The organism is Teredinibacter purpureus (assembly GCF_014217335.1).
In the GTDB taxonomy this organism is placed as follows: domain Bacteria; phylum Pseudomonadota; class Gammaproteobacteria; order Pseudomonadales; family Cellvibrionaceae; genus Teredinibacter; species Teredinibacter purpureus.
This window is the reverse complement of record NZ_CP060092.1, coordinates 1,771,954-1,798,743: the sequence shown is the minus strand read 5'-3', so window position 1 is coordinate 1,798,743 and position 26,790 is coordinate 1,771,954. Positions and strand designations below refer to the sequence as shown.

Annotated in this window: 19 protein-coding genes; 10 read left to right on the top strand and 9 right to left on the bottom strand. The window is 47.5% G+C overall.

Annotated elements, in window-relative coordinates:
• The first annotated feature begins 315 nt into the window (after nucleotides 1-315).
• From H5647_RS22100 to H5647_RS07650, 10 genes are all read left to right on the top strand, one after another.
• Entirely contained in the window at nucleotides 316-6,729 is a 6,414-nt protein-coding gene (locus H5647_RS22100) for a PQQ-dependent sugar dehydrogenase (RefSeq protein ID WP_082086990.1), read from the top strand.
• 87 nt (nucleotides 6,730-6,816) lie between these two features.
• Nucleotides 6,817-8,073: a DUF1552 domain-containing protein gene (locus tag H5647_RS07690; RefSeq protein ID WP_200911642.1), complete on the top strand. Its 1,257-nt coding sequence runs from the start codon at nucleotides 6,817-6,819 to the stop codon at nucleotides 8,071-8,073.
• A 175-nt stretch (nucleotides 8,074-8,248) separates the two neighbouring features.
• Nucleotides 8,249-9,109: an Lcl C-terminal domain-containing protein gene (locus H5647_RS07685; protein WP_236074822.1), complete on the top strand. Its 861-nt coding sequence runs from the start codon at nucleotides 8,249-8,251 to the stop codon at nucleotides 9,107-9,109.
• A 13-nt stretch (nucleotides 9,110-9,122) separates the two neighbouring features.
• Nucleotides 9,123-9,701, top strand: coding sequence for an Lcl C-terminal domain-containing protein (locus tag H5647_RS07680; protein WP_082086989.1), 579 nt, complete (start codon nucleotides 9,123-9,125; stop codon nucleotides 9,699-9,701).
• A gap of 94 nt (nucleotides 9,702-9,795) precedes the next feature.
• Entirely contained in the window at nucleotides 9,796-11,691 is a 1,896-nt protein-coding gene (locus H5647_RS07675) for a 3-dehydroquinate synthase (protein ID WP_236074820.1), read from the top strand.
• 10 nt (nucleotides 11,692-11,701) lie between these two features.
• Nucleotides 11,702-12,847, top strand: coding sequence for a metabolite traffic protein EboE (gene eboE / locus H5647_RS07670; protein WP_045857606.1), 1,146 nt, complete (start codon nucleotides 11,702-11,704; stop codon nucleotides 12,845-12,847).
• Nucleotides 12,844-13,743 (top strand): UbiA family prenyltransferase, encoded by a 900-nt coding sequence (locus H5647_RS07665; protein ID WP_045857604.1) that lies wholly within the window; start codon nucleotides 12,844-12,846, stop codon nucleotides 13,741-13,743. Before eboE ends, H5647_RS07665 begins: the two co-directional genes overlap by 4 nt.
• Nucleotides 13,744-13,748: 5 nt before the next feature.
• Nucleotides 13,749-14,624 (top strand): EboA domain-containing protein, encoded by an 876-nt coding sequence (locus H5647_RS07660; RefSeq protein ID WP_052691931.1) that lies wholly within the window; start codon nucleotides 13,749-13,751, stop codon nucleotides 14,622-14,624.
• 42 nt (nucleotides 14,625-14,666) lie between these two features.
• Nucleotides 14,667-15,545, top strand: coding sequence for a TatD family hydrolase (locus tag H5647_RS07655; RefSeq protein WP_045857602.1), 879 nt, complete (start codon nucleotides 14,667-14,669; stop codon nucleotides 15,543-15,545).
• Nucleotides 15,546-16,949 (top strand): alkaline phosphatase family protein, encoded by a 1,404-nt coding sequence (locus tag H5647_RS07650; RefSeq protein ID WP_045857600.1) that lies wholly within the window; start codon nucleotides 15,546-15,548, stop codon nucleotides 16,947-16,949.
• A 91-nt stretch (nucleotides 16,950-17,040) separates the two neighbouring features.
• Here H5647_RS07650 and H5647_RS07645 read toward each other — a convergent pair whose 3' ends face one another.
• The 9 genes from H5647_RS07645 to H5647_RS07605 all read right to left on the bottom strand — a co-directional run bounded on the left by H5647_RS07645 (nucleotide 17,041) and on the right by H5647_RS07605 (nucleotide 26,773).
• The gene (locus tag H5647_RS07645; protein ID WP_045857597.1) at nucleotides 17,041-17,430 is read right to left on the bottom strand and encodes a transmembrane 220 family protein; all 390 of its coding nucleotides are present in this window, start codon (nucleotides 17,428-17,430) and stop codon (nucleotides 17,041-17,043) included.
• Between the two features lie 384 nt (nucleotides 17,431-17,814).
• A complete protein-coding gene (locus H5647_RS07640; protein ID WP_045857595.1) occupies nucleotides 17,815-18,252 on the bottom strand; it encodes a hypothetical protein in 438 nt (145 codons plus the stop codon).
• A gap of 530 nt (nucleotides 18,253-18,782) precedes the next feature.
• Nucleotides 18,783-19,118, bottom strand: coding sequence for a J domain-containing protein (locus H5647_RS07635; RefSeq protein WP_045857594.1), 336 nt, complete (start codon nucleotides 19,116-19,118; stop codon nucleotides 18,783-18,785).
• A 183-nt stretch (nucleotides 19,119-19,301) separates the two neighbouring features.
• Nucleotides 19,302-19,646, bottom strand: coding sequence for a hypothetical protein (locus tag H5647_RS07630; RefSeq protein ID WP_045857592.1), 345 nt, complete (start codon nucleotides 19,644-19,646; stop codon nucleotides 19,302-19,304).
• A gap of 324 nt (nucleotides 19,647-19,970) precedes the next feature.
• On the bottom strand, nucleotides 19,971-20,897 hold the full coding sequence (locus H5647_RS07625) for a hypothetical protein (protein ID WP_045857590.1): 927 nt from the start codon (nucleotides 20,895-20,897) through the stop codon (nucleotides 19,971-19,973).
• Nucleotides 20,898-21,270: 373 nt separating this feature from the next.
• Nucleotides 21,271-21,411 carry a hypothetical protein gene (locus tag H5647_RS07620; RefSeq protein ID WP_162926324.1) on the bottom strand — a complete coding sequence of 47 codons (141 nt, stop codon included), beginning with the start codon at nucleotides 21,409-21,411 and terminating at the stop codon, nucleotides 21,271-21,273.
• A gap of 244 nt (nucleotides 21,412-21,655) precedes the next feature.
• On the bottom strand, nucleotides 21,656-22,363 hold the full coding sequence (locus H5647_RS07615; protein ID WP_045857588.1) for a thioesterase II family protein: 708 nt from the start codon (nucleotides 22,361-22,363) through the stop codon (nucleotides 21,656-21,658).
• A gap of 108 nt (nucleotides 22,364-22,471) precedes the next feature.
• A complete protein-coding gene (locus H5647_RS07610) occupies nucleotides 22,472-25,606 on the bottom strand; it encodes an efflux RND transporter permease subunit (protein ID WP_082086987.1) in 3,135 nt (1,044 codons plus the stop codon).
• 42 nt (nucleotides 25,607-25,648) lie between these two features.
• The gene (locus H5647_RS07605) at nucleotides 25,649-26,773 is read right to left on the bottom strand and encodes an efflux RND transporter periplasmic adaptor subunit (protein WP_045857587.1); all 1,125 of its coding nucleotides are present in this window, start codon (nucleotides 26,771-26,773) and stop codon (nucleotides 25,649-25,651) included.
• Nucleotides 26,774-26,790: the final 17 nt, after the last annotated feature.

Genomic DNA, 26,790 nt, shown 5'->3' with positions numbered 1-26,790 from the left:
TAAGTCGCGTTTTACCTCTTAATTCTTATACCGTTTAGAAATCTATAAAAACATTTTTTATAGAAAAAAGAAATTAAAACCCCAGTGTATTCATTCCTTAGACTTATGTTTTAGTCGTTTTACTACTTTTTCCATGAATGGCCTGAGCATATGTTGTTTGATTGAAATCAAAGCACTTTCTAGCCAATAGACTTTAAGAAGGTAGGTGTTTATTCTGCCAGAGCTTTTTTCTAGCGGGGCCTATAAGAGCGTAATTTTTTATATTTCGTTAGGTACAGAGCGACCTTTGTTCACAAAAAGTCATGGGGGCTAATAATGAATAATATCCCATTTAAACGATGTATTAGGTATACCTTGGCAGCAGCAATGTGCATTTCGCCACTGCTCGCCGCAACACAATCACACGCAGCAACATGTGAATACGGCGTTTCAAACGAATGGAATTCCGGCTTTACTGGTTATGTTCGTATTACTAACGACGATTCATCCGCTATAAACGGCTGGGAAATTAGTTGGGAATATACCGACGGCACAACAATTACTAGCTCTTGGAATGTTGACCTTTCTGGCAGTAATCCTTATACCGCGAGCAATATTGCTTGGAACGGTAATATCCAGCCCAATTCATCTATTGAATTTGGCTTTCAAGGCTCTAATAGCGGTAATGCAGAAATACCGACTATAAACGGCGACATTTGTGGCTCCGCTAGTTCCTCTAGCAGCTCTTCATCGTCTAGCAGTAGCTCTGTTTCATCTAGCAGTAGTTCTAGCTCTGTTTCTAGCAGCACGTCTAGCTCCGTATCCTCGAGCAGCTCGGTATCCTCTAGCAGCAGCTCCTCGAGCAGCTCTGTATCGTCCAGCAGTAGCTCCAGTACACCTGGCGGCACGGTAAGCTTTTCGGACGATTTCGAAAGCGATTCTGCCGATCAGCAGCCCGCTAACTGGGACAACTTTGTTGCTTGGCAAGAAAATAACCCTAACAACAATATTAACCAAAACGTTTACGCATTGGTTGATAACTCTCGCGCGTTTACGGGCACGCAATCGGTTCACTTTAAAGGTGGCGCCGAACCGGCTCAAATCGTTCGTGCTTTACCTGAGAATTTGGATCAGGTTTACCTCAAAGCCATGGTTTACATGAGCAAAAGCTTGGGTAACGAAGCCGGCGATAACCATGAGCATATTATTGGTGTTAAAGGTAACTCTAACAGCGCCGATGACGAGGTTCGCTTTGGTCAGATCAAAGGGCACCTAGGAACAAACGAAGTGCCTAGCGATGATATCGCGCCCACTCAAGACCTTTGGTATACCGGCCCACAAATTCCAGCCGATTCTTGGAATTGTGTGGTAGTGGAAATGTTGGCAGGCGATCGCGCTTACCACGAACTCCACGCCTACGTTAACAACGAATTGATTCACTCTATCGACTCTATCGATGACTGGAACAATGGTGGCGTTGGCGGTGATAACCAATGGTTAGACGGCAAGCTAAACTTCACAATGTTCGGTTGGCACAGTTTCAGCAGCAATAGCGCTGATGTGTGGATGGATGATATTGAAATCTCCAGCGACCCCATCACATGTGATGCTAATGAAGTTGGCGGCTCTAGTAGCTCCTCTAGCTCCAGCAGCTCTAGTGTTTCGTCTAGCTCCAGCAGTTCTAGCGTTTCCTCTAGCTCCAGCAGCTCTAGCGTTTCCTCTAGCTCCAGCAGTTCTAGCGTTTCCTCTAGCTCCAGCAGCTCTAGTGTTTCCTCTAGTTCCAGCAGCTCCACACCCAATGCTAGCTGTGGTGTAGCGCCCTCAGGAACCTTGAACGCAACTCGCATTCAAGGTGCTAATTCAACCCGTAGCACCGACGGCCTGTATGAAGGCCCTATATGGATAGACGGTTCACTTTACTTCTCTGACTTCACTTATGAGACCAATTACCCCTCGCGCATTCAGAAACTGACGGCCAACGGTGTAATGACCACTCAAATTGCAGACAGCGGCAGTAACGGCTTAACCGTTGATGCTAACGGCGATATTCTTGCCGCCACGCATAAATTTAGCGGTCTATCACGTTATGAACTAGCAAGTGGAAATCGCACGGCTGTAGCCTCTACCTATAATGGTAGTGTCTTCAACTCGCCAAACGATCTTATTCGCGCAAGCGACGGCACCCTCTATTTTACCGATCCTGACTATCAGCAAGGTACAACAGATGGCCAATCGATCACCGGTGTATACCGCGTTGATACGAACGGCACCGTGAGCCTGATCGAAGACTCCATGAACAACCCTAACGGTATCGCGCTTTCACCTAACGAAGATGTACTCTACGTCGGTGGTGATTCTTACCGTGTACGAGCCTATTCAATAGTGAACGGCCAAGTACAAGCGGGTAACGATTTAATCACTGGGTTGAACAACCCGGACGGCATGGCCGTGGATTGTCACGGTAACCTTTACGTTACTGAACACAGCTCTCAGCAAGTGTCCGTTTTCGATTCAAACGGCAACCAAATCGCCACTATTAATGCTGACGCCAATGTCACCAATGCCGCCTTCGGTGGTGCAGATGGTTCGACGTTATACATTACAGGTGCTCAGCGTATTTGGAGTGTTGATCTCGATGTGGTTAGCGGCTCGAACGATGGCTCTAGTAGTAGCTCAAGTTCATCGGTCAGTAGTTCAAGTTCATCGGTCAGTAGTTCTAGCTCTTCTGTTAGCAGCTCCAGCTCATCAGTAAGCAGTTCATCCTCTTCAGCGCCTAGCGTTGTTGCCGCAGTGAACGCGGGCGGAAATGCCGCCAGCTACAACGGTATTGCTCTAGAAGCCGATACCTACGCAACTGGCGGTACTGAAAGCTCAACCTCAGACGATATTGCTGGAACGTCAGACGATGCCGTATTCTCTACTGAGCGCTATGGCGACACCACCTATGAAGTGCCCGTATCGAACGGCACCTACAGTGTGGAACTCTTGTTTGCTGAGATCTATCAAACAGCAGCAGGCGACCGTGAGTTTAATGTGACAATCGAAGGCGCTCAGATACTATCGAGCATCGATTTATACTCGCTCGTGGGTTCAGACACCGCCTATACCTATCAGGTAGATGATATTGACGTAACGGATGGTGGTTTAACCATCGAATTGGAAACCGTTACCGATAATGCAACCATTGCCGGTTTTGTTATTTCAACCTCCGGTGACGTCAGCAGCTCTAGCTCTTCTTCAAGTAGTTCTAGCGTATCGAGTTCCTCCTCTAGCAGCAGCGTGTCCAGTTCGTCGAGCAGCTCTAGCTCTTCGTCTAGCAGTGTTGCCCCGCAAGATGTCGAAATTGTACGGGCTTACCCCAACCTGTGGTTCCAATCGCCTTTAGGCATGATGCAGGCACCGGGTGATAACTCACGTTGGTTTGTACTTGAAAAAGACGGCATGATCTACTGGATGGATGCCAACAACGAAAACACTTCCACCAAGAATACCTATATCGATTTAACCAATGTGGTTGATACCGATAACGAAGGTGGTGTGTTGGGTATGGCTTTCCACCCAGACTATTTGGCTAACGGTAAAGTGTACATTTCGATGACCACCCCTAACTCAGACCCAATGACCTCGGTTATTGCTGAGTACACGGAATCATCTAATGGCAGCAGCTTGAACGCCAATTCTCGCCAAGACATTTTCAGCTTCGAGCAAACCTACTCTAACCACAACGGCGGCAACATCGCGTTTGGTCCAGACGGCTACCTCTACGCTGCGTTTGGTGATGGCGGTTCTGCCAATGACCCACAAAATGCGAGCCAGAACCTTAACAACTACTTCGGCACAATGATTCGTATCGACGTGGTTAACGGCTCTCCTTATAGCATTCCTTCTGACAACCCATTTGTGGGTAGCGACGGCCTAGATGAAGTTTACGCCTACGGTTTACGTAACCCGTGGCGCTGGACGTTCGACAGCGTAACCGGTGAGTTATGGTTGGCTGACGTAGGCCAGGAAGACTTAGAAGAGATCGATCTTATCGAGTCTGGCGGAAACTACGGCTGGCGTTGTTATGAAGGCAGCCAGCGTACCTCCAATAGTTGTAATACCAGTGGCCCATACGTAGAACCGATTGCAGAGCTTGATCACAGTATCAGTGCTTCTATCACCGGTGGTTACGTTTACCGCGGCAGCAACATTGGTGGTCGCGATGGCCAGTATATTGCGGGCGACTATGAAACCGGTCGTATCTGGGCTTTCACCTACAATGGTAATAGCACTAGCCGTGAAGAACTTGCCAACACCAACTACAATATTTCGTCTTTTGGCCAGTCCAATAGCGGCGAACTCTATGTTGTGCACTACGGTGGTGAGCTTTATAAACTGCAGCCCGTCGGCGGAGCCTCGTCTTCTAGCAGTTCTAGCGTCTCATCTAGCAGTAGCTCAGTAAGCTCTTCTAGCACCTCCTCTAGCAGTTCAGTCTCCAGCAGTTCTAGCAGCTCGGTCTCTAGCAGCTCTAGCTCTTCGTCTACTAGCAACGGTGGTATCAGCTGTACGGTCTCCGAAAGTAATATTTGGAGCAGTGGCTACCAGATTGACGTAACCGTTAACAACGACGGCACAAGTTCAGTCAGCAGCTGGGAAATCGATATTGTCTTCAACCAATCACCACAAGTGAGCGGTTCATGGAATGTTGATTTAGCCGAGAGTGGCAACACAGCAACCGCCACCAACATTAGTTGGAACGGAAACCTGAATGCCGGTGGCAGCACGAGCTTTGGCTTCCAAGGCACACACGACGGTAACTGGGAAACCCCAACCTGTAGTGGCCCCGGCGGCACAACGCCTAGCTCCTCTTCTAGCAGCTCTAGTTCAAGCTCAAGCTCAGAACAAAGCTTAACAGGTGAGCAGTGGTACTCGAACGAGTGTTCTAGCTGTCACGGTAGCGACGCGGCAGGTGGCTCAATCGGTATCTCACTCAACACGGCACAGGATAAAACTGAGATGGCGGCTTACATTGCTGCTGAAATGCCTCAGAACAACCCCTCAACGTGTGGCCAGCAGTGTGCTGATTTGGTTGTCGATTTCCTCGAAACAACCTATTGGGGCAACACTGAAACATTGGCCTGTGAAAGCAGTACTGTGAACTACGGCGCTCGTCAGATAAAACTATTGACGCGTACCGAGTACCAAAACACAGTTGAAGACTTGGTTGGCGTTAACTTCGACGCTTCTACTGGTCTCGCAGCCGATACGGTCATCGGGTACTTCATCAACAATACGCACTCGTCCGTGGTTAACAACACGTACGATAGCTATATGACGGTTGCTGAAGATGTTGCTCAATGGGCGTCCGACAACAACTTCTCTGGTGCTCTAAACTGTGGCGGAAACTTCAATCAAACGTGTGCAAATCAGTTTGTTGACGACCTCCTCCCACGCCTGTTCCGCCGTTCATTAGACAGTGCTGAAACTAGCACCTACTCGAACATGGCGAACGGTAGTGAAACCAGTGGCGACGTGAAGACCGGTATACAGATGGCGCTTGAAGCAGCTCTATCGTCTCCGCAATTCCTGTACCGTCACGAGATCGGTGAGCAAAACCCGTCCAACAACGGCATTGATAACGACGCTTACGAGTTAACGTCTTATGAAATGGCAACGTGGTTGAGCTATACCTTCACCGGTTCAGCACCAGACGATACTTTGTGGCAGAAAGCCGAAAATAATCAGCTTCGTTCTGAAACTGAAATTATGGCTGAAGCCGAACGCCTCTTAAGCACTGATGCAGCAAACGAATTGATGGGTGATTTCGTAGCCTTATGGCTTGATACCGATCGCCTAGAAAGTTCACCGAAAGACGATGCCACGTGGGCAGGGTTTGATAATCTTATCCCACACTTGAAGCAGGAAGTTCGCGAAGTATTCGCGCACGTTATGCTTGATGACGCAGAGCAGTTTGCCTCTTTGTACGATGCAAACTACACCTTCGTTAACGGCCCTCTTGCTCAGCATTACGGCATTAACGGTGTCTCAGGCAACAACTTCCAGCAAGTCGCTACAACTGATCGTGGTGGTATTCTTGTGAACGGTGCGTTTATGGCGCGCTGGGCAGAAGATGTTGAAAGTTCGCCTATTCGTCGTTCGGTTCGTGTACGTCGTCGTATGTTATGTTTGGATCAGCCTGAGCCTCCTGCGGGTATTGCGCTAGGCCGTGAGCAAGCACTGGAAGAAAATGCCGACCTGCTTAATGACCCAACCACAACAAACCGCATGAAGTACGCGGCTATTACCGGCTCAGAAGATTGTGAAGCTTGTCACAAAGAGTGGATCAACCCGCTGGGCTTCGGTATGGAAGACTTCGATGCCGTTGGTAACCCGCGCACCACCGACCTCAATGGCAACACCATTGACGCCGTTGGCCAGCTGTACGCGCCGGAGAACCTCAACGACAAAGATGTTTGGCTCGACTTCCAAGGCTCTAAAGGCCTAGGCGAAGTGCTTACCACTCTGCCAAATGCACAGCAGTGTGTGCCACAAAATCTATTCCGCTACATTACCGGTGTCGGTATAGACGGTATTGATGTCGACAACCCCGAAGGGGCCACACTCACATCAACCGAGAAAGACGGTTACACCTGTGAAGTTCGAAACCTGACGTCCACCATGATGGAACAAAGCCCAAGATCAATGCTGGAAAGCATGAGCGTCATGGACGCTGTACGCTTCCGCAAAGCTTGGTCGCGTAGCGAATAACGCCAGCGTGCGGCCGCTAATGCGGTCGCACCCTTCGTTAAACGAATTGTTCTGATTGTGAGTGACAAAAATAAAAAGGTTAAGATCATGAAAAAGCTATATAAAAACAAATTCGACAAACAGCGCCGTGATTTTCTAAAAATCCTGTCCTCGGCGGGTATTAGTCGTGCACTCCTGAAGGCCTCCCCGCTCGTGGGCGGAATGATGATGTCACGCCTTGCCGAAGCCCAAAACGGCCCAGATAAATCTGTAATTATCTACTGCCCGGACGGCGCTATCCCTGACTTGTGGTTTCCTAACAACAACCTCTCGTCGTTTCCCGTAATGTCTCAGCCATACAGCAGCGTAGCCAGCGACTGTAACTTTCTTAGGAATATGGGCCATCACCGCGGCGGTCACGGCGTCATGTCTACGCTTATCAACGACCGCTGGGTTGGCGATAGCTTTGACGTTAATATGGGTCGCGTACTCGGCGGCAACACCCCGTTCACCTATGTAAACCTTGGTGTACACAGTAACGGGCACGGCTACCTTACACGCGACAACGGCGCAGAAGTGGCATTTGAAGATAACCCCTTCAACGCATTCGACCGACTCTTCGGTAACTTACCATCGGGCGGCGGCGGTGGTTCAGAAGGGGCTAGCAAAGGCAGTGTTATTGATGCCCACAAAGATGCATTAAGCGCTCTAGGCAATAAGCTCGGTACTTATGAGCAGCATCGTTTAGATTCCCACTTAACGGCTATCGAAGAAACGGAAGCCCGTATTGCATCCCTTAGCGGCGGCACCATCTCATGTGATTCAGGCACTCCGCCCGCATCCTTCGAGCTAGAGCACGCAACCTTTGAGCAGCAGGCACACTTACAAGCCGATATTATTACCATGGCACTGGAGTGTAACCTCACATCCTCTTGCTCGTTGGCTTTGGGTAACCACCAAGGCGAGTTTGCCTTCCCATACTTGGGTTTTGACGGTATTTATCACCAGTCTATTCACGGCGGAAACGCAGGTGACCCCAACTACCCCCACTTCAGTGAAACCCGAAGCCACATGAGTAGCCTGTCTGCTTATTTGATTCAATCACTGAAAAATGCCGGAATCCTCGACACCACAATCGTGTGCGAAGTAACCGACATGGGTGATGGCGATGGCCATGGTAGCAACAACATTCCGCTGGTTATGGCCGGTGGCGGTGGTGCAATTCAACGCGGCGTGTCCAATGCCGGTGGCTCAAGCTACACGCCACTGAACATGATTCACACCGCCGCTGTTGCACTTGGCGCAGACCAACACCCAGATTACCAAGGCTATGCCGATAGCGTAATCCCCGGCGTGTTAACCTGATCCAAAACACACCCTCTCAAAACCCGGCCTAGCGCCGGGTTTTTTTGTGCCGATAGAACACCAAAACTCAGAAAAAAGGCGGATTGACGGCCCACTAAAAGGCTTTATGATGGATTCTATTACCTGCGCCAAAAGCAGGAAAACACTCCTAAATCGAACGATAAAAATAATAACAATGACAAACTCATTAGCCCAAACGTTACTACTCTCTAGCCTTGTTGGCGGTATGATCACCGTACTGACTGCCTGTAACGACACGCCCCCCCCTCTCGACATTCGTGAAAAAATCAACGATACCGGTATCACGTGGGGAGGAAACTATCCGAAAGACATCAATAGCGATTGCAGTGGGCACATAGACACAGCAGAGCTTGCCGAGGGCAAACTGATCAGCGGCGATATTCTTGCACAACAAGACTGCATGCGCGGCCGAGATACGGAAGCTTCACGCGCTAACGATGGAGACAGTGGTTTTAGCTACCGTAAAATCGACGCCAACGGCCAACCGCTTGCCGCCTCGGCCAAAACGTGGCATTGCGTATTAGATAATGTCAGCGGCCTGTTGTGGGAAGTAAAACAACCCAGCGATAATGTATACGGCAACAGCGGCCTGCACGACGCCGATGACCGTTTCACATGGTATAGCGGCGCTAGCGCTGAAAATGGTGGCGCCATTGGTGACTGGAATAAACGTTTCGACCAATGCAGCGGCTACAACGTAAAAACCCCGACCACCTACTGTAATACCGACGAGTTTCTCAGCAGGGTGAACAAAGAAGGCTGGTGTGGTTATACCGACTGGCGCATACCCTCGCGCCCTGAACTTGAAACACTCCCTCACTTTGGGCGAACAATGCCAGCCATCGACAACACCTATTTTCCCAATACCCAAAACGAATTTTATTGGAGCCGTTCACCCGTAGCGGGCAACAACACCAGCGCATGGGCCGTGAGCTTTCAATTCGGTTTTACCGCACCACTGCAACGTAGCAACAGTCGTTTTGTAAGACTGGTACGCAGTAATCCTACCGAATAACTACGAGCGAACTATGAACCTCTCTAACCAACATTTACACCCGCTTTATCGATTTTTCGATACCACGTTATTGCTCTGCTTAGTGGGCCTAGCCCCTAACCTGCTCGCGCAGGAAGAGCAACACTGCCAAAACGACACGATCATCGCAACGGCCCCCGATAACCGCTACGTTCAACATAACAACCACACGGTTACCGATTCACAAACAGACTTAACCTGGAGCCAATGTCTACTCGGCACCACAGGTGAAACCTGCAATGAAGGCACAGCATTAGAGTTAAACTGGGCCGAAGCATTAATCCACGTAACGGCACTGAACACCGAAAATGGCTTTGCAGGCAGCACCGATTGGCGCTTACCGAATATTCGGGAGCTTAGTACTCTGGCAGAACTCCAATGCTCCGCGCCTGCGATTAACATCCGCCTGTTCCCCAGTCCTGCCAGAAGCCATGTGTGGAGTTCTTCGCCATACCATTTCTACACCCACTATTCATGGTATGTCGATTTTGCGAATGGCGCCGCCACCTATGACGAACGCATTAAGCCTAAAATGCTACGTTTAGTGCGGGATGCAGCTGCCGAAGCAATATAAACGCCGTGGCATTAGCCTTATCGATCCTTTATGCTAATGCGCACAATTTATACTGCGTTGCTAAAAAACAAATAATAATAATTGAGGTCTTACTATGCGCGGCTCCCACCCACATTCGGGTCACTCTAGCGCTCTGCAATCACTGACGCGGTATAGCGCCATTGTTGCGCTCATTATCCTTTTAATTGTGGGTTCCCACTTTTTATTAGAAGAGTCACTGAACGCCCTGCTCGAAAGCGTCACCACGCTCGAACACGGCGTGCTTGCCAGCGGGCTTATATTTCTAGGCCTAACCTTTGATGTTGTACTGCCTATTCCGTCAAGCGTACTGTCTATTTGGGCCGTTATTTCACAAGGCTTTATCACAGGCTTTTTGGTCATTTGGGCTGGCATGTGCGCAGGCTGCATACTGGGCTATGGTCTTGGTGCCAGCGCGAATAAAACACTGCTCCGTCGCTTCTTCGCTAAACACGATATCGATGCCGCGCACTTGGCTGCACAGCGGTACGGCAGTAGTGCGTTGCTCTTTACGCGCGCGATTCCCGTCTTGGCCGAGGCCTCCGTAGTCACTGCCGGGCTTACCAAAATGCCCCTTCGCACATTCTTACCTATCACCATGCTGTCAAACGCTGGCATCGCCTTTGCCTACGCCAGTGTAGGTAGCTGGGCCAATCACTACGCGTCTTTTGGGCTCGCATTCGCTGCCAGCATTAGTCTGCCCATAGTGGCACTCGCGTCTTATCGGTTCGTCCAATGGCTAACCGCACCCAAAGCCCAAAAAACATCACATATCGAACAAACAGAGAACCAGCTAAACCCACGCTTTAACATCGATTTTAGTTATCCGCTTTGCTTTACTCGCCATGCATTCCAACCGGCAAATAGCACGCTTATCAAGCAGCTATGCCGTGGTAAATCGACCGGTGCCACAGTCAAAGTGCAATTTTTTATCGACCAAGGTGTACTCGACAAGCAACCCCTTCTCGACGCACAAATTCGGCAATATTGCGCCGTACACAACATAGACTGGCACAACACCTTACATACCGTACCCGCCAGCGAAGCGGCCAAAACCCACACTCAAATAGAGCGCATGCACAGCCTCATGCTGGAAGCAGAACTCGACCGCCAATCCTATGTTATTGCCATTGGCGGCGGCGGTGTGCTCGATGCAGTAGGCTATGCGGCCGCTACGTTTCACCGAGGTATCCGACTCATTAGAATGCCTACCACTGTACTCGCTCAAAACGACGCAGGCGTGGGCGTAAAAAATGGCATTAACAGCGTGGGCATTAAAAATTTACTTGGCTGCTTTGCCGTCCCTCACGCCATTATTAACGATGCTGTTTTTCTCGATAGCTTGGCCGATCGCGATTTTCGCTCAGGCTTTGCCGAAGCGATTAAAGTAGCCTTAATTCGAGACGCCAATTTTTATCACTGGATTTACGCTAATCGCGAAGCGCTAGTACAACGCGAAAGCAAGGCATCGGCTCATCTCATTAAACGTTGCGCAGAACTACACCTAAATCAAATTTGTAACGGCGGCGACCCCTTTGAAATGGGAAGTGCCCGCCCCTTAGATTACGGTCATTGGAGTGCACACAAATTAGAATCTCTCACCTCTCACGCACTTTCACACGGTGAAGCGGTTGCTATAGGCATGGCGCTCGACGCGCTCTACGCCGTTGAAGTGGGTCTCCTAGAACAAGATAAAGCTGAGCATATTATTTTTCTTATTCGGTCACTGGGTTTCGACGTATGGCACCCCAGTTTGCACTGGAACACCGAACAGGGAGAAAGCGCTCTACTCAAAGGCTTAGAAGAATTTCGTCAACACCTTGGCGGCCAGCTCTGTATTACTTTACTCACAGGGTTTGGAAAAACCTTAGAAGCCAATCATATTGATCAGCAGGCCTTACTGCGCGCGCGCAATAAATTACAGAATTTTTTTCAAGCCTCGGCCAAGACTGTCGACAATAGCGCTGCCTAACTGAAACACAATGAAACTTTCAGACGGCAGCCATCTCACTTATTGCACGAACATTCATCCTGGTGAAGATTGGCCTACGCTCGTTCAAAATTTACGCCGATACCTGCCTGCAATTAAAAAACGCGTAAACCCCGACACGCCCTTTGGGGTTGGGCTGCGGCTTTCCGCCATTGCGGCACGATATTTATGTGATAACTACACGGCCCTAATAGAATTTAAACATTGGCTGAATGAGGAAAATCTCTACGTTTTTACCCTTAACGGTTTTCCTTACGGTACCTTTCACGGGCAACCGGTTAAAGAACAGGTCTATCAACCCGACTGGCAAACGGAAGAACGTTTTATCTACAGCTGCCAACTGGCCGAAATATTATCCGAATTACTACCAAAGGGAATACAAGGCAGTATTTCAACCGTGCCAGTTGGGTTTAAGCCCAACTTCTGCAATACAACAGCCGTGCACATGGCCGCGAACAACTTAAAACGACTCGCCCACTTTTTGGCCGAGCTAAAAACACAAACCAGCAACACTATCCAGCTGGCACTTGAACCGGAGCCCGGCTGCTATTTAGAAACAACGCAAGATACGCTTAACTTTTTTCAACAGTTTATGTTTACCGCCAGTGATGCCGAAAACAAGTTGCTTAAAGAATACATTGGCGTTTGCTTAGACACCTGCCACGCAGCGGTCATGTTTGAAGATTCCGTCGAAAGCGCACAACAGTTACTGACGGCCGAAATTCCCATTTATAAAATACAATTAACGGCAGCGTTACATATTCCCAACTTAAACGACGACATGCGCACGCAACTATCGGCTTTCACCGATAACGTTTATTTACACCAAACCAGTGTGCGACATAACGACGAACAGCACTTTTTTATGGATCTTCAACCGGCATTGAATAAAGCTGCCAATCACAGTGATTTACGCAGCCATTTTCATGTTCCCGTTTTTTGCGCGTCGATGGGCCTATTGCAAACGACACAGCGCGATCTGCTTACGTTATTAGCGCAACAAAAAAAGCACATGATCACCGCACACCTGGAAGTTGAAACCTATACCTTTGACGTTTTGCCCTCCCACCTGCGCGCAAGCTCCGTTGTCGACAATATTAGCCGGGAACTACTGTGGATAAAGGATAAATTACAATGAAACTGGCAACAGCGTTAACGCTAGGGCGCTCCTCCAATTTGCCTACAGTGTGGAGCAACGCCTTAGCTGGAATGGCATTCGCAAGTGTGTCTTTCACCGCGACGACACCGTCTATCGCATTGCTCGCCGCCGTCTTGTTTGCCTTCAGCCTATTGTATCTAGGCGGCATGTTTTTTAACGACGCTTTCGATGCTGAGTGGGATAAAGCCCACCAACAAAACCGCCCCATTGTTAACGGCGAAACCAGTGTCAAAGAAGTAAGTAGCTTCGCGACACTTTTTTTTATCGTGGCATTAGCAATCTTCGCGGGAACAACACCTTATGAAAAAAGAGCGGTCGCTCTCACTGCGGCTTCCCTTCTTATCCTCTGTATTCTGCTGTATGACTGGAAGCACAAACAATGGTCTTTCAGTGCGTGGGTGATGGGAAGCTGTCGATGCATGCTGTATATCACTGCCGCGCTACTCGTAGGAACACTTAACGGCACCTTATTCGCTGCGGGTATCTGCTTAACAGCCTACATCGCAGGCATAACTTATCTAGCACGCAGCGAACATTTAAATCATGTCAGCAGCTTTATACCATTAGTGTTATTGGCCGCACCTCTCGTGTTCGCACTTTATATAACCTACAGTATCGCGTTTCCAGCGGGCTATGCATACTGGCCTGCGCTCATGGCCATATCCATCGCCGCTGCATGGCTCATCTATAGCATTCGTTTTTTGTTGCCAGGGCCACAACGTTTTATCCCAAAAGCGATTGGAGGTCTTCTAGCAGGGTTATGCTTAATCGACTCGAGTTTATTGTTCGCTTTAGGCTATTTTTTCACGGCTAGCGTTGCACTAGCATGCTTTGGCTTATGTTTAATTTTACAACGTAACATTAAGGCGAGTTAGTCCATATGGTTAATCTTGCAGGTTCATTATTACAGACGCTACTCAATAACCTCAGCGCTTCGCAACCGGAGGGTTTTGAAAAGCTTTCTCATAGTTTAGCGTCACTAACTCATAAACCTAGCCAACACGCTTTTTTTTATCTTTTTGCCATTTGTCCTCGATGGTTTGAAAAACAAAAAACCTCAAAGAACGATGCGTTGAAGCTGGACGACTACGACCCATTCCAGGTGCTTCAGCAATGGGAACATGCTCAAGCCGCGAGATTAGTGGTTTTGCTATCGTTAGCGAATAGTGTCGACCAAGCAACCTACGTTACAGCGATTAACGAGCTGTTCAAAACAGCCGACGTAAATGAACAAATTTTGCTGGTGCAAAGTTTGCGTTTCATACCGCACGGCGAGTGTTTTGTGGAGCGCGCGCGCGAAGCGGCGCGCAGTAATATCGAAAGTGTGTTCAGTGCAGTGGCCCACCGTAATACATTCGCAAGCTTACATTTCGACTCCGCGGGGTGGAACCAGCTCATTCTAAAGGCGGCGTTTCTAGCGGCCCCTATTTGGTCTATTGAGGGTTTAAGAGCCCGCAATAACGAAGCATTAATCACAATGCTTCACGACTACAGCCTCGAACGTCATGCCGCTAGCCGCGCTGTGCCATGGGATTTATATTGCTGTATTGGCTGGCAGTGTAGCACCGACAAAATGCTGGCTTATTTAGAGCACGAATTTACACGTAGCAACGCTAGAATTCGTGCCGCTATTGCACTGTCGTTACAAGAAAACCCTCATTCAACGGCACAACCCTTAGCCACCATTCTCGCCAAAAACGTTGCCCAAACCCATGCACCCCAACACTGGCCCACTATCGCCAGCATGGGCAATTAGAGCGTCAACCTCTCAATGACACAAAGACATAAGGTGATTACCATGTATATCGATCCGCACGTTCATATGAGTGCTCGCACCACCGATGACTACGAAGCAATGGCCAAAGCCGGTGTTGTCGCCGTCATAGAACCCGCTTTTTGGCTGGGTCAACCCCGCACATCCGTGGAAACCTATCGGGATTATTTGGCCTCACTGGTTGGCTGGGAGCGCTTTCGCGCCTCACAATTCGGCATCAAACATTATTGTACGATCGGCCTAAATTCTAAAGAAGCAAATAACGAAGCGCTCGCCGAAGAAGTTATGGCAATACTGCCGCTATTCCTCGCAAAAGAGGGTGTTGTCGCCGTTGGCGAAATCGGGTTTGATGAAGGTACGGCGCTCGAAGAAAAATATTTACGCGCGCAGCTTGAACTAGCCAAAGATTTCAATCTACCGGTTATGGTTCATACGCCGCACCGCGATAAGTTAAAGGGAACCATTTTAACGATGGAGCTCTGCGCTGAGCACGGGTTAGACCCTACTCAAGTTGTGATCGATCACAACAATGAGCTAACCGTTAAAGAAGTCTTAGACCGCGGTTACTGGACCGCGTTTACCCTTTACCCTCAAACCAAAATGGGTAGCGAACGCATGGTTAACATTGCACGGGAATACGGCTCGGAAAGAATTTTTATCGACTCCAGCGCCGACTGGGGCGTTTCTGATCCTTTATCCGTTCCCAAAACCGCCAACCTCATGTTGCAGTCCGGCATTCCTAAAGAAGACGTCCACAAAATGTGTTATCTCAATGCTGTAACCGCTTACAGCCAAAGCGGGCAAATTAAAGAATCGGACTGGACCGAATCTGGGTACGACCAAGCAGAATTATTTGAGGGCAACTCGGTATTACGAGGCCAAAAGCCTCAGGTGGTTGAATAAGTGCCTCAGAACTCTCATACACCTAAACTACTGGTACTTAATGTCGTTGGGCTAAGCCCCAAACACATTGGCGAACACACCCCTCATTTGCAGAAAATGGCTAACGCTGGCTGTCAAAGCCATATTCAGTCGATGCTGCCAGCGGTGACGTGTTCCGTGCAAACCACTTATTTTACGGGCAAGACACCTGCGGATCACGGCATTGTCGGCAACGGTTGGTATTTTCGCGATCAAGCAGAAGTGCGGTTTTGGCACCAAAGCAACCACCTCATTCAGGCTGAACAAATATGGGATAAAGTGAAGCAGCAGTCCACAAACGCGACCACGGCGAATATTTTTTGCTGGTATAACATGTACTGCCCTGCTGACACTGCCATTACTGTTCGCCCCATGTACCCATCAGATGGCCGTAAATTACCCGACATCTACACCGCTCCAACAGCGCTGCGAGCCGACATTAACGAAGCGTTAGGCAGCTTCCCACTGTTCAATTTTTGGGGGCCAAAAAGCAATATCACCTCTACCCAGTGGATAGCCGAATGCGCACTAAAAACCCTTGAGCAACAATCCCCTGATTTTGCTGCCGTTTACTTACCGCATTTAGATTACGCGTTACAAAAAGTGGGGCCCGAGCACAGTAGCATTGGCGACGAACTTAAGGCGATTGACGCGGTGTGCGGAAAATTGGCTGACTACGCAAAAGCACATAATTATGAATTGGTTGTGCTTTCCGAGTACGGCATACAGCCGGTTAGCCGCGCTTGCCACCTCAACAGGCTGTTCCGCCAAAAGGGCTGGATTACGCTGCGAGAAGAACTTGGCCTAGAATTACTGGACGCCGGTGCCAGCAAAGTATTTGCCGTTGCCGACCACCAGCTCGCCCATGTCTATATTCAAGACCCCGCACTAGTACCGAAAGTACGCGCGCTACTGGAGCAGCAAGACGAAATTGAGTGTGTTCTCGGAAAAGAAGAAAAGTTTCAAGCAGGGTTAGATCACCCGCGTAGCGGTGAATTAGTTGCCATCGCCAAACCTGATGCTTGGTTTAGCTATTACTACTGGCTTGACGACACAAAAGCACCGGATTTTGCACGATGTGTCGACATTCATCGAAAACCCGGCTACGACCCAGTCGAGCTTTTTCTCGACCCTGCAATTCGTTTCCCGCTGTTGAAAGTAGGAGCCAAACTCATCAAGAAAAAACTCGGTTTTCGAACACTGATGGACGTAATACCTTTAGACACCCATTTAGTGAAAGGCTCGCACGGCGCAATAACGCCTCACAAAAAAGACGGCGCTATTTTTATTAGCTCGTTATCAGGCCTGCTGAGCGAAACAGAAAAGAGAGATGGCATAGCCTCTACCGATATTTGTCAAAAACTTATCAGTATTTTACAGTCGTAAAAAACACGCACTTAAAAAGCCTGCCGTATAACGTAAAAAAGCTCAGTTCCGGTGTTACCGTGGCTGAGCTTTTCTTATTTTAACCATCACGTTAACCGCGTAAAGAGCGCCAGCCTTTTTGATGGACAGCCCAATACGAAACCACCACGACCAGCGCAAACATTGCGCCAATAAGCTCTCGCGCTTCCTCGATATACGGCTTAGCGGGGCTCATATCCTGAATTAACGATTCAGACGCAATATGATGGAGATATTCGAAGCCTCCCGGCAAAGTCATGACAAAACCCGCCACGCAATAACCCGCTGCAATACCTGTTAGCACACTCACTTTTGCTGTACGAGCAACCATTATGGCCAATAAAGGAACAGCAGCCGCTAGAATATACAAGGTTACCCAAAAGAGAGGGTCGGGATCATTTAGCTGCAACCACGCGGTATACAGTAAAAGTGACGCAAGCAGAAGATGTAGAAGTTTGAACATAGGCAGCCTCAATTATTGTTATGGGGTGTGCAAGCCTTCGTACACAAGAGGTGTTTGACGTGCAAAGACCTTTTGCAGCGGAACGAATCGCACCATAATGTTACCCCATTGGCGCCTATTATTCCTCTTCCCCCACGGTAAAAAAACCCATGTAGATCAAGTAAATTCACAGTATGCAGCCCCAACTTAGGGTCAAAATAAGCGTACCCTATACAGCAGAACGTGCGTTCCTTGATTAAAATTTAAGCCAATCTGATACCCACGCACCAAATAAAACATTGGCGCGTTAATCACTCCCCATATTGGGGCTTGACCGATAATCATCAAACCTAAAGAGGTACTACTAGCGCTTTAACCCGCTCACACAGTGTCATTACACCACCATTAAGACTCTACTTTTACGCCTCGGTAATAACGCACTTTTTTGGGCGGGTTCACTTCAGCGGCATCATTTTCTGGAGCAGCTTCTGCCAATTCCGTATCTTCCATTACTTGGCCACGGTACATGATGCGTTTAGCATGATTAACACTCGAAGTAGGTAGCTCCGCCCGATTAACATAAGCCCCCCGATAGAGCAGAATTTGAGTGGCCGTAGCCCCGTTCGCAGCTGAAGGAGGGTTATTCCTAATAATGGGATCAAACCACCGAATAGCCTCTTCAGTATGCGTCAACGCCACTTCAAACAAATGGTAAACGTCCATCCAAGATTTTATCTCAACATCTTGAGTAAAATACTGCTTTAATTCTTGCCTGAATTTTTGAAAAATTCGATGGTTTCCCGGCTGAATTAACCAATGTCTAAACTCCAAATTCTCGACCACAATCCCCTCCAAAACATCCGCGTTACACTTCAGTGTTGCTCAACCCAACATCACTTCAATTATGAACAAAAACGACTATTTTTGTAGGCTTATTTAACTGCTTATCGCGAAATAAATCGCACTTTAATAGTGCTAAAACGCCCCTAATAACCAGTATTATTGGGTTACATACGCACCAACGCACCAAGTTAATACTCGCAAAAAACTAACGACCAACGATAACTATTCTCCTATTCGTAAGTGGGCCGGAGCGCCAGCCAATAGACCTCTATTAGGAATACCAATAGGAACACAGCAACATCTAATGCATAACCGTTAAACGTACTGACTAAGCACCAAGGGTGGCAATCGATAAAACCAAACACGCCACGGCAATAGTTTTAAGAGATAAGCTCTCTAGTATTAACTGAGGTGAATAATGAAGGCATTGCAGCTGGCCGGCCGGTTATTTTTAAATGCGCTGGATAAGAAAACATTTCGCGGCAGGTAACCGCTAGGAAGGGGAAATAATAGAGAAACCCATTGAGAGCTTATGCTTGACAGTTTACTTGCGTACCAATGTAATCTTCAGCCAGCTGCCAATTAAAGCGGCGTTCCGAACGGGTACCGCGTCGCTTTCGGCGGCAATGAGACGTGTCCAGCGCGGTGTTTAATGGCATTAGATCTTTAGAATCAGCGCCGCTCGGTAATTCCGGTAATAACATCTTATAGGCATTACAGACTAATTTAAACATCTCTTCTGCATGCCGATCGCCAGGGTTTCGATCGGGGTGATAGGCAGCCGTCAGCCGGCGATAAGCTGCCTTTGCTTGCTGCTGAGTCGCTCCCCGCTCTAGGCCTAGAATCTGTAAACTCGCCTTTAACATGTGCCCGCAAAACCGCCCTATCAAAACTCGCGGTTACGGTGGTACACGTAATCGCGCCAAAAAGTCATAAGTATGGCGCGTATATTACCGTTTGATCTAACAACTAACAATGATTATGGCGCCATTTCGGCGAAAATTTAATCTCTTAGGCGCAGGGCTCACGACCAAACCCTCTAAGTTAAGCTATACGCGGCTCCCCCTGAATGGCTTGCAGCCAAGGCGTGCCATGCCATACATTGGAACAATAAGGGCTAATTCACTGGCTAACGCTAACATCCGTTTCTGGTCCTCCATAGAATACAGTTCAAAACGCAGTGTAATTGAGCCTTCCCTTTCTAACTCGGGGAGAGTGACAGTCGGCTGAAACCAGTTCCCCTGATTAACAGAAAGAAGATCTTCTTGCAGGATTTTCTCTTCTGCGCCCAACAAGTACCAATACCCCTTTAATAAAAATCGGGGCGACCCTCGAAGGCTGTCATCATTATTTAAACCCTCACCCAATCCCTCTAGCGCTAGGTGCAATTGCACCTAAGAACCGATATCGAGGTCAACCTTAACACCTTGCGTTGTTTCGCCGCGGTCCTCAGTAGCAAGAGCCTTACGATCGGACCTTAGCCGGTTAAGAACCACTTTTAGTTCGGTCGATAAAGGATAAAAATATTCATCAATAAAACCCGCAAATATCGACTGCTCTGCGGTTGTTAGCGCATCAGAGGCTTCAATTGCTCGTAATATTTCCGCATCATCTTTTTACCGCTCAGAGCGTCAAGCACACTTGAAACATCCATACGGGTATCCTTCATATCATAAAGTAACGCCGCTTTTTTACCCTAGCAGCATCAAACCCACTCTCTATCGCCTTATCGTAAAATTGCAGCGCCAACGCGGTATTCTTAGCGGCATCGTTACTCTTTCGTAGAGTTTCTGCCAAATAAAAATATCCTTTCGCATAACCGGTATCACCGGATTTTTCAGTTTTCCATCGTCCAATTCTGCACCCATTAAATCGTAGGTCGCATGTCGAAACAACACATTACGAAACGCACTATTGGCTAGACTATACTCAACAAGCGAAATTTTATCGGTAGCCTCGTTTGACAAGACAGCAATGGTGTCATCATCTATAAACCCAACAGAGATAAAAGTGGCCTTAGCGTTATCAAACGTGTGAAACTCCTTCCATTTATTATTACTATTTAAATAGTGGTATAGCAACGTATCCTTCTTGTGGGTGAAGGCCATACGCACACGTCCGGCATCAGAAATATACGCTATAGCATTCCTTAAAGGGTGTTTGAAATTTTCGGCTTGCGAAAAATTTCGATCTAAAAGATCCTGCGTACTTATGGTATACAGTTTAACTTTGTTACCATTGGCGCGTATCGTTCGAGAAACCAATAAACGATCGTTTTCATTATCCAGCAGATCGACGACTTCAAACCGGCCCGTTAAACGTTGCATCGGTACGGTAAAATCAATCCCCATGCGGCCATTGAGTTCGATTAAAAAGCGATTTCTGCCGCCCGTGACGGATACACTTTCCACATAGACTGTATCATTATCTACCCACCCGTACTCTTCGAATCGACCATGCACTCCGTAAGAAAACCCGAAAATATCGGTGGACCTTAGTGTTTCGAAGTCTATAAGCTCCAACGTTTTAGCTTTATCCTTAATTACATCACCCAGCATTCGTGTTGCATCAGGAGATAACCTAAACAGCTGTAAATCAGGCTCACGAAACAACTTTTTAATGGGGATAACATCTGCGCTTACCATTGATGAAAAAGAAGTATTAGCGATATCAGCCTATTCATCGTAACCACTCCTGAAACCCACTATCACGTTCCGCATTGCTCGGCACATCTTGCACAAAAATCCAGAAAACAATCTTCCCCCGGCCCAGTATAATCCATGGTGATTGAGCTCATTAACTGAGGAAAACTTCCTTGCATAAATTCTAGTGCTTCAGACGATTTATTTACCATTTCAACATTAGTTGAATGTAAGTAAATATAGCGTCTAGAGAATAATCAATAAAAAGATCCGACGAGATTACCCGCATAACTAACAGAATGTTTATTTATAGTTAAGCCCCAAAAGTAATTAACATTTTTCATCGTTACATACCAATAGTCAGCTATCTTAATTTTTAAATATGATAATCGCCCACGGGCAGCTTTATTAGAATGTAATTACTACCCGATTCGAGATCATCGGGCGTCAATAGAATGGATTTTTCGCCCATTATCAAAATGGATTCTAGGTCTGTATTGGTATCCACCGCTATCAACAAATACCCCTCATCGAACTAAAGCCGTCCATTTCTCCCTTTTTTAGAATTATGCATCGTTGATCGCAGCTTCGGCCTAACAAACCTCGGTAATTTTTAGACTATACCAGCAGTTTTCCCTGTAAATAGCCACTTACCTATAATTAACGAAACATCACTCTCGTTCGAAAGCGTGCCAGGTGTTTTTCTTATATAGGCCAACTGAGCGCCCGTCGGCCCCGTTAGATTATGACGCAGACTAAAACTAGATAACAGCGCAAGTAATCTCTTCTTGTATCAAGTGGCAAATAGCGTGCTTCTTCTCGTTAATAAAAAAATGTCCACCCTGCATATTTTCTCGTCTAAAACTTCCTGTGGTGTATTTTTCCCATTCGTTTACATCATCTCCGACGACTACAGGGTCATCATCACTATGAATAAAAACAATATCCGCAGAAGTTGGGTGAATGATATTTTTGAACCTATAGCGTTCCAAAATTTTGTAATCGTTACGAAAAACAGGTAAAAAAGCATCGATAAGCGATTGATCTTCAAAGAAAACAGTAGGCGTGCCGCCCATCCTTTTCATTTCTTCTAATAAGAGAGCGTCACTAAAGGTATGAATATTTCGTGGTTTAGGGCAATTATGAGGGGGCCTGCGGCCAGAAAGGAAGAGAGTTAAAGGTGGGGGCGCATTGATGGCCGCTATGGCTCGCGCCAGCTCATAAGCGAGCAGCGTGCCCATACTATGTCCGTAAATGGCGTAGGGCTCGTGATGTAAATCAGGTGTTATCGTGTGTAGAATATCTTCGACCACCGATTGCACATCACGGTGAAAGGGTTCACCGAATCGGTGCCCATGGCCCGCCAGCTCGACCGGCACTATTTTTATTGAACTAGGTAAACAATGTTGCCAGCTTCGATAAATTATTTTGGCGTTACCACCTGCGTAAGGTAAACAAAATACATTCATATGTAGAATTCCTGCCATTACAATGTGTAAAAGTGTGCTTCACCCCAAACAATTGCTATCGAATGTTTAGGCGTAACGATTTAAGTTAATGTTTACATATGAACACTGTTATAGATTTTCACTCAACTCACTTTGGTTCCTGCTATTTCCGCTATTTATTATTTTTTCAAAATCTAATCCGTGTGTACTGTCCTTTTTTTCAAAAGGCTTCTTTAACCAAACGGCCATGTCGTCAATATACGTAAAAATAACAGGAATAATGAAAAGGCTGAGTAACGTAGAAGTAATAAGGCCGCCAATAATCACCGTTGCCATAGGCACTCGAAAACTTGGGTCCGCCCCCATACCTAGTGCCACGGGGAACATTCCTGCCCCCATAGCTATGGACGTCATTATGATTGGGCGTGCTCGCTTGTGGCAGGCATCACGCAGTGCATTCACTCTAGATAAGCCCTTGTCCTTGCGTGCCACTACCGTGTATTCCACCAATAATATGGAGTTTTTCACGGCGATCCCCATTAACATCAACAAACCAATTAGCGACGGCATCGATAGTGCATTTTTTGTAATTAAAAGCGCACCAAATGCGCCTCCAATAGATAAGGGAAGCGCCGCAATAATCGTAATCGGTTGAAAAAAATCTTTAAATAACAATACCAGTAGCATGTAGATACAAAGTACACCGGTAATCATTGCCACACCAAAACTTGCAAATAATTCTTCCATTACTTCTGCGTCCCCGGTGGACACGCGTTTTATTCCTGCAGGAAGGCTTCCGAAAAACGGCAGAGCGTTAACCTCCGTAAGCGTAGCGCCTAACGATTTTCCGTTTAGCTCTACTGTAACGTTTACAATGCGATTGCGATCGTACCGGTTAATTTGTTCTGGTCCACTTTGTAATTTAAATTCCGCCACCGCTCCTAACATCACATTACCGTATTTACCCGGTACGGAAAGGCGACTGAGAGTGGAGATATCCTGTTTAGCTGAATCCGGTAACCGCACTCGAATAGGCACTTGGCTTTCGGCTAAGTTGAGCTTAGCGAGCACTTGGCTGTAGTCACCACTTGTGGCAATTCGTAGGGCTTCGCCCATAGCCTGAGTAGTAACGCCCAATTCAGCCGCCGCTGAAAAATCGGGTATTACCACAAGCTCTGGGCTGGCTAAGCTGACACTGGAACTAATATTACCCACGCCCGGTACTGTGCGTAATTCTCTCAGTAATCTATGGGTACTCTGTTCCAGCAACCTAGGATCTTCTCCCGATAACACCAACGTCAATTGCTCGCCCATACCCCCGCTGCCCACCACAATTCGTACGCCGGGCAAGTACTCTAATCGTTTCCTTAAATCAGTTTCAATTTCTGATTGTGTTCTTTCTCTCTGGGATCTTTGCGTTAAGTTCACGGTAAGCGTGGCTTTACGTTCCTGATTTGGTCCGCTGGAGGCGAACATATTGCCTCCAGCAAAACCTTCGCCAATGGACGTATATATTTGTACAACGTCTTCATCTTCCTGAACCAGTGTGCGCACTTGCTCTGCAATAAGCGTCGCGTTCGCGAGAGACTCACCGGGAGGCAATTCGACACTTACCATTGTTTGACCTCGATCAGCAATAGGAAGGAAGCCCTTTGGCAACAGAGGAACAAGTGCCAATGAGGCGATAAATATTCCCATGGAAGCGAAAACAGTGGTCTTTCTATGTGCAAGACACCAATCTGCAGCTTGCTGGTAATACCCCATTAGCCTGGAGTCTTTTTTCTGCGTAACGACGGGTTTAAGCAAATACGCCGCCATCATAGGCGTAAGTAAACGAGCAACAAGTAACGAAAATAGAATAGCGATAGAAGATGTCCAACCGAATTGAGTAAAGAACTTACCCGTAATACCGGTCATAAAAATCGTAGGTAAAAACACGGCCACCAACGTTAAGGTCGTCGCTACAACGGCGAGACCGATTTCATCCGCGGCATCCATCGCGGCCTGTTTAGGAGACTTGCCCATGCGCAAATGTCGTACAATATTTTCGATTTCGACAATAGCATCATCCACTAAAATACCCACCACCAACGCAAGCGACTGGAGTGTCACGGTGTTGAGGCTAAACCCCATATAGTGGATAAGTGCAAACGTTGGGATAACAGAAAGAGGTAACGCTAACGTAGAAATAAACGTCGCTCGCCAATCACGTAAAAACAGCCACACAACAAACACGGCCAATAAAGCACCTTCATACAACAACTGCATAGACCCTGAATAGGCGTCGGTCACTGCGTCCACGCCATTGAACGCTTCAACAACATCAATGTGAGATTCATCGGTATGCAATGTTTTTAGTGCAGCACGTACTTTATTCGCGACGTCAATTTCACTGGCGCCTTTTGCACGAGTAACTTCGAAGGCCACAACAGATTCGCCATCTAATAAAGCGCTAGAGAGCCGTTCGGAATAAGTGTCGGATACATCTGCCACTTGATTTAGTTTAATTCTTCGTCCGTCCGATAACGGAATTTCTAAATTGGCGATATCAGCAGCGGTTTCTAGCGTGCCGATAATTCGAACAGTTTGCTTTACACCATTGAGTTCAGCTATGCCGCCAGAAGCTTCTTGTTGTACGCGTTGTATCTGACGAGAAATATCCGCGATAGAAGCATTAAGTGCCGCCATCCTTATGGGGTCTACCTCCACGCGTATTTCTCTATCCACGCCACCAATACGTGATACGTTCCCCACACCTCGTACTGTTTGCAGTACCTTAAACACTTTATTGTCTACCCAGCGAGAAATTGCCGCTTCGTCTTTATTGGGCGAAGTAACCACATACGTGAGGATGGGGCGCCCCGCAGTATCGATTTTACCAATATGCTGTTCGGTGATATCGGTAGGCAGGTCGCTACGAACGCGATTTAATGTATCGCGGATATCATTCATCGCATCGGATAGATTTTTATCCAGCTGTAATTCGACAATCGTAGTAACAGAACTTTTAGCGATTACCGAATAGATATGCTTAATATTCGATATGTTCGAAATTGCATTTTCCAGCTTTCTAGCGACTTCATTTTCTAACTGATCTGGGGAGGCGCCCGGTAAAATGGTGGTAATGATCACCATAGGGAGTTCGATGTCGGGGTATTCCTGCACGATCATTCTTTTAAAACTCATCGTGCCCAGCAGGGTGAGAAGGATGAATAAAAGAACTGCTGGAATGGGATTTTTAATGGACCAAGATGAAATATTCATATCTTAAATTCTTGTGGTTATACAACGCGGAATAGCCGATCACTAGCGTACGGATACAGTTTTATTTCGTTCATCTTCAGAGACATATACAGTATCGCCATCGGAAAGAAACCCAGCCCCCGTCTCTACTATCCAGTCAGAGAGAGTAACGCCCTGTTTTATTTCATACCGTTTCGCATGATGCCTACCGATAGTAATTTCTGTTTGTACTGCACGATTGTCTTTATTAACAATAAAGACAAAGCTAAGGCCTTCTCTATAGACAACGGCCGTTTCGGGGATGGTTAGGCCCTGAGCTATGCCGACATCTATTTCGCCCGCCGTAAACATTCCAGATTTGGCAAACCGGTTATGGGGTAGATCTATATAAATTAACCCCGTGCGTGAAGTTGAATCCACCGTGGGTGCGACAACGCGTACCTGCCCCGCGATTGACAGTTTGTTTGGTAAAAGAATAGTCACGCCCTGGCCTGGTTCGATATAGCCAATATTTTCGGGTGTAACTTCCGCGCGCCACTCCAATTTATTTTGTCTAACGAGACGAAATAATTCTGCTCCCGGTGAGGCGACAGAACCCACGGTTGCTGTGCGCAAAGAAATAACACCACTATCTGGAGACCGTAATAGTGTTTGTTTTTGTCGAATCTGCGTCGACTCCAATTTTGCAAGCTCTGCCTGAAGCCGTGCTTGCGCGGTTTTTTCGGCGGTCAGTTGCTGCTTTACTTGTTGTTCACTAAGGGCATTATTCACGCGAAGTTGGCGGGCTCGCTCTGCGTTTGCTTGCGCTTCAGAAAGCGTAGCTTTTGCCACCTCTACACTGGCTCGCTGCTCCGCAACACTTGCATCAAGCATATCGGAATTAAAGGTGGCCAGTATCTGCCCTTTACTGACCTGATCACCCACATCGACCAATACCGATTCGACTAACAAGCTACCCAACTCAGACCCCACGCTTGCTTCTTGCCATGCCACAATATTGCCGTAGGCCGGTATTCGAATAGGCCATTCTGCTGTGGTGGGTTGAACCGCAGTAACCGTTAACGCAACCTTGTCTACGGCCTGCTTGACGGGCGCAGGGCTGTTTGGCATTAAGCTGTAATAACCAATACCGAAAACGAGTACCGTAGACACTATAATCAATGATTTTTTAGAAAATGATAATTTCATAGTAAATTCTTTGTCGT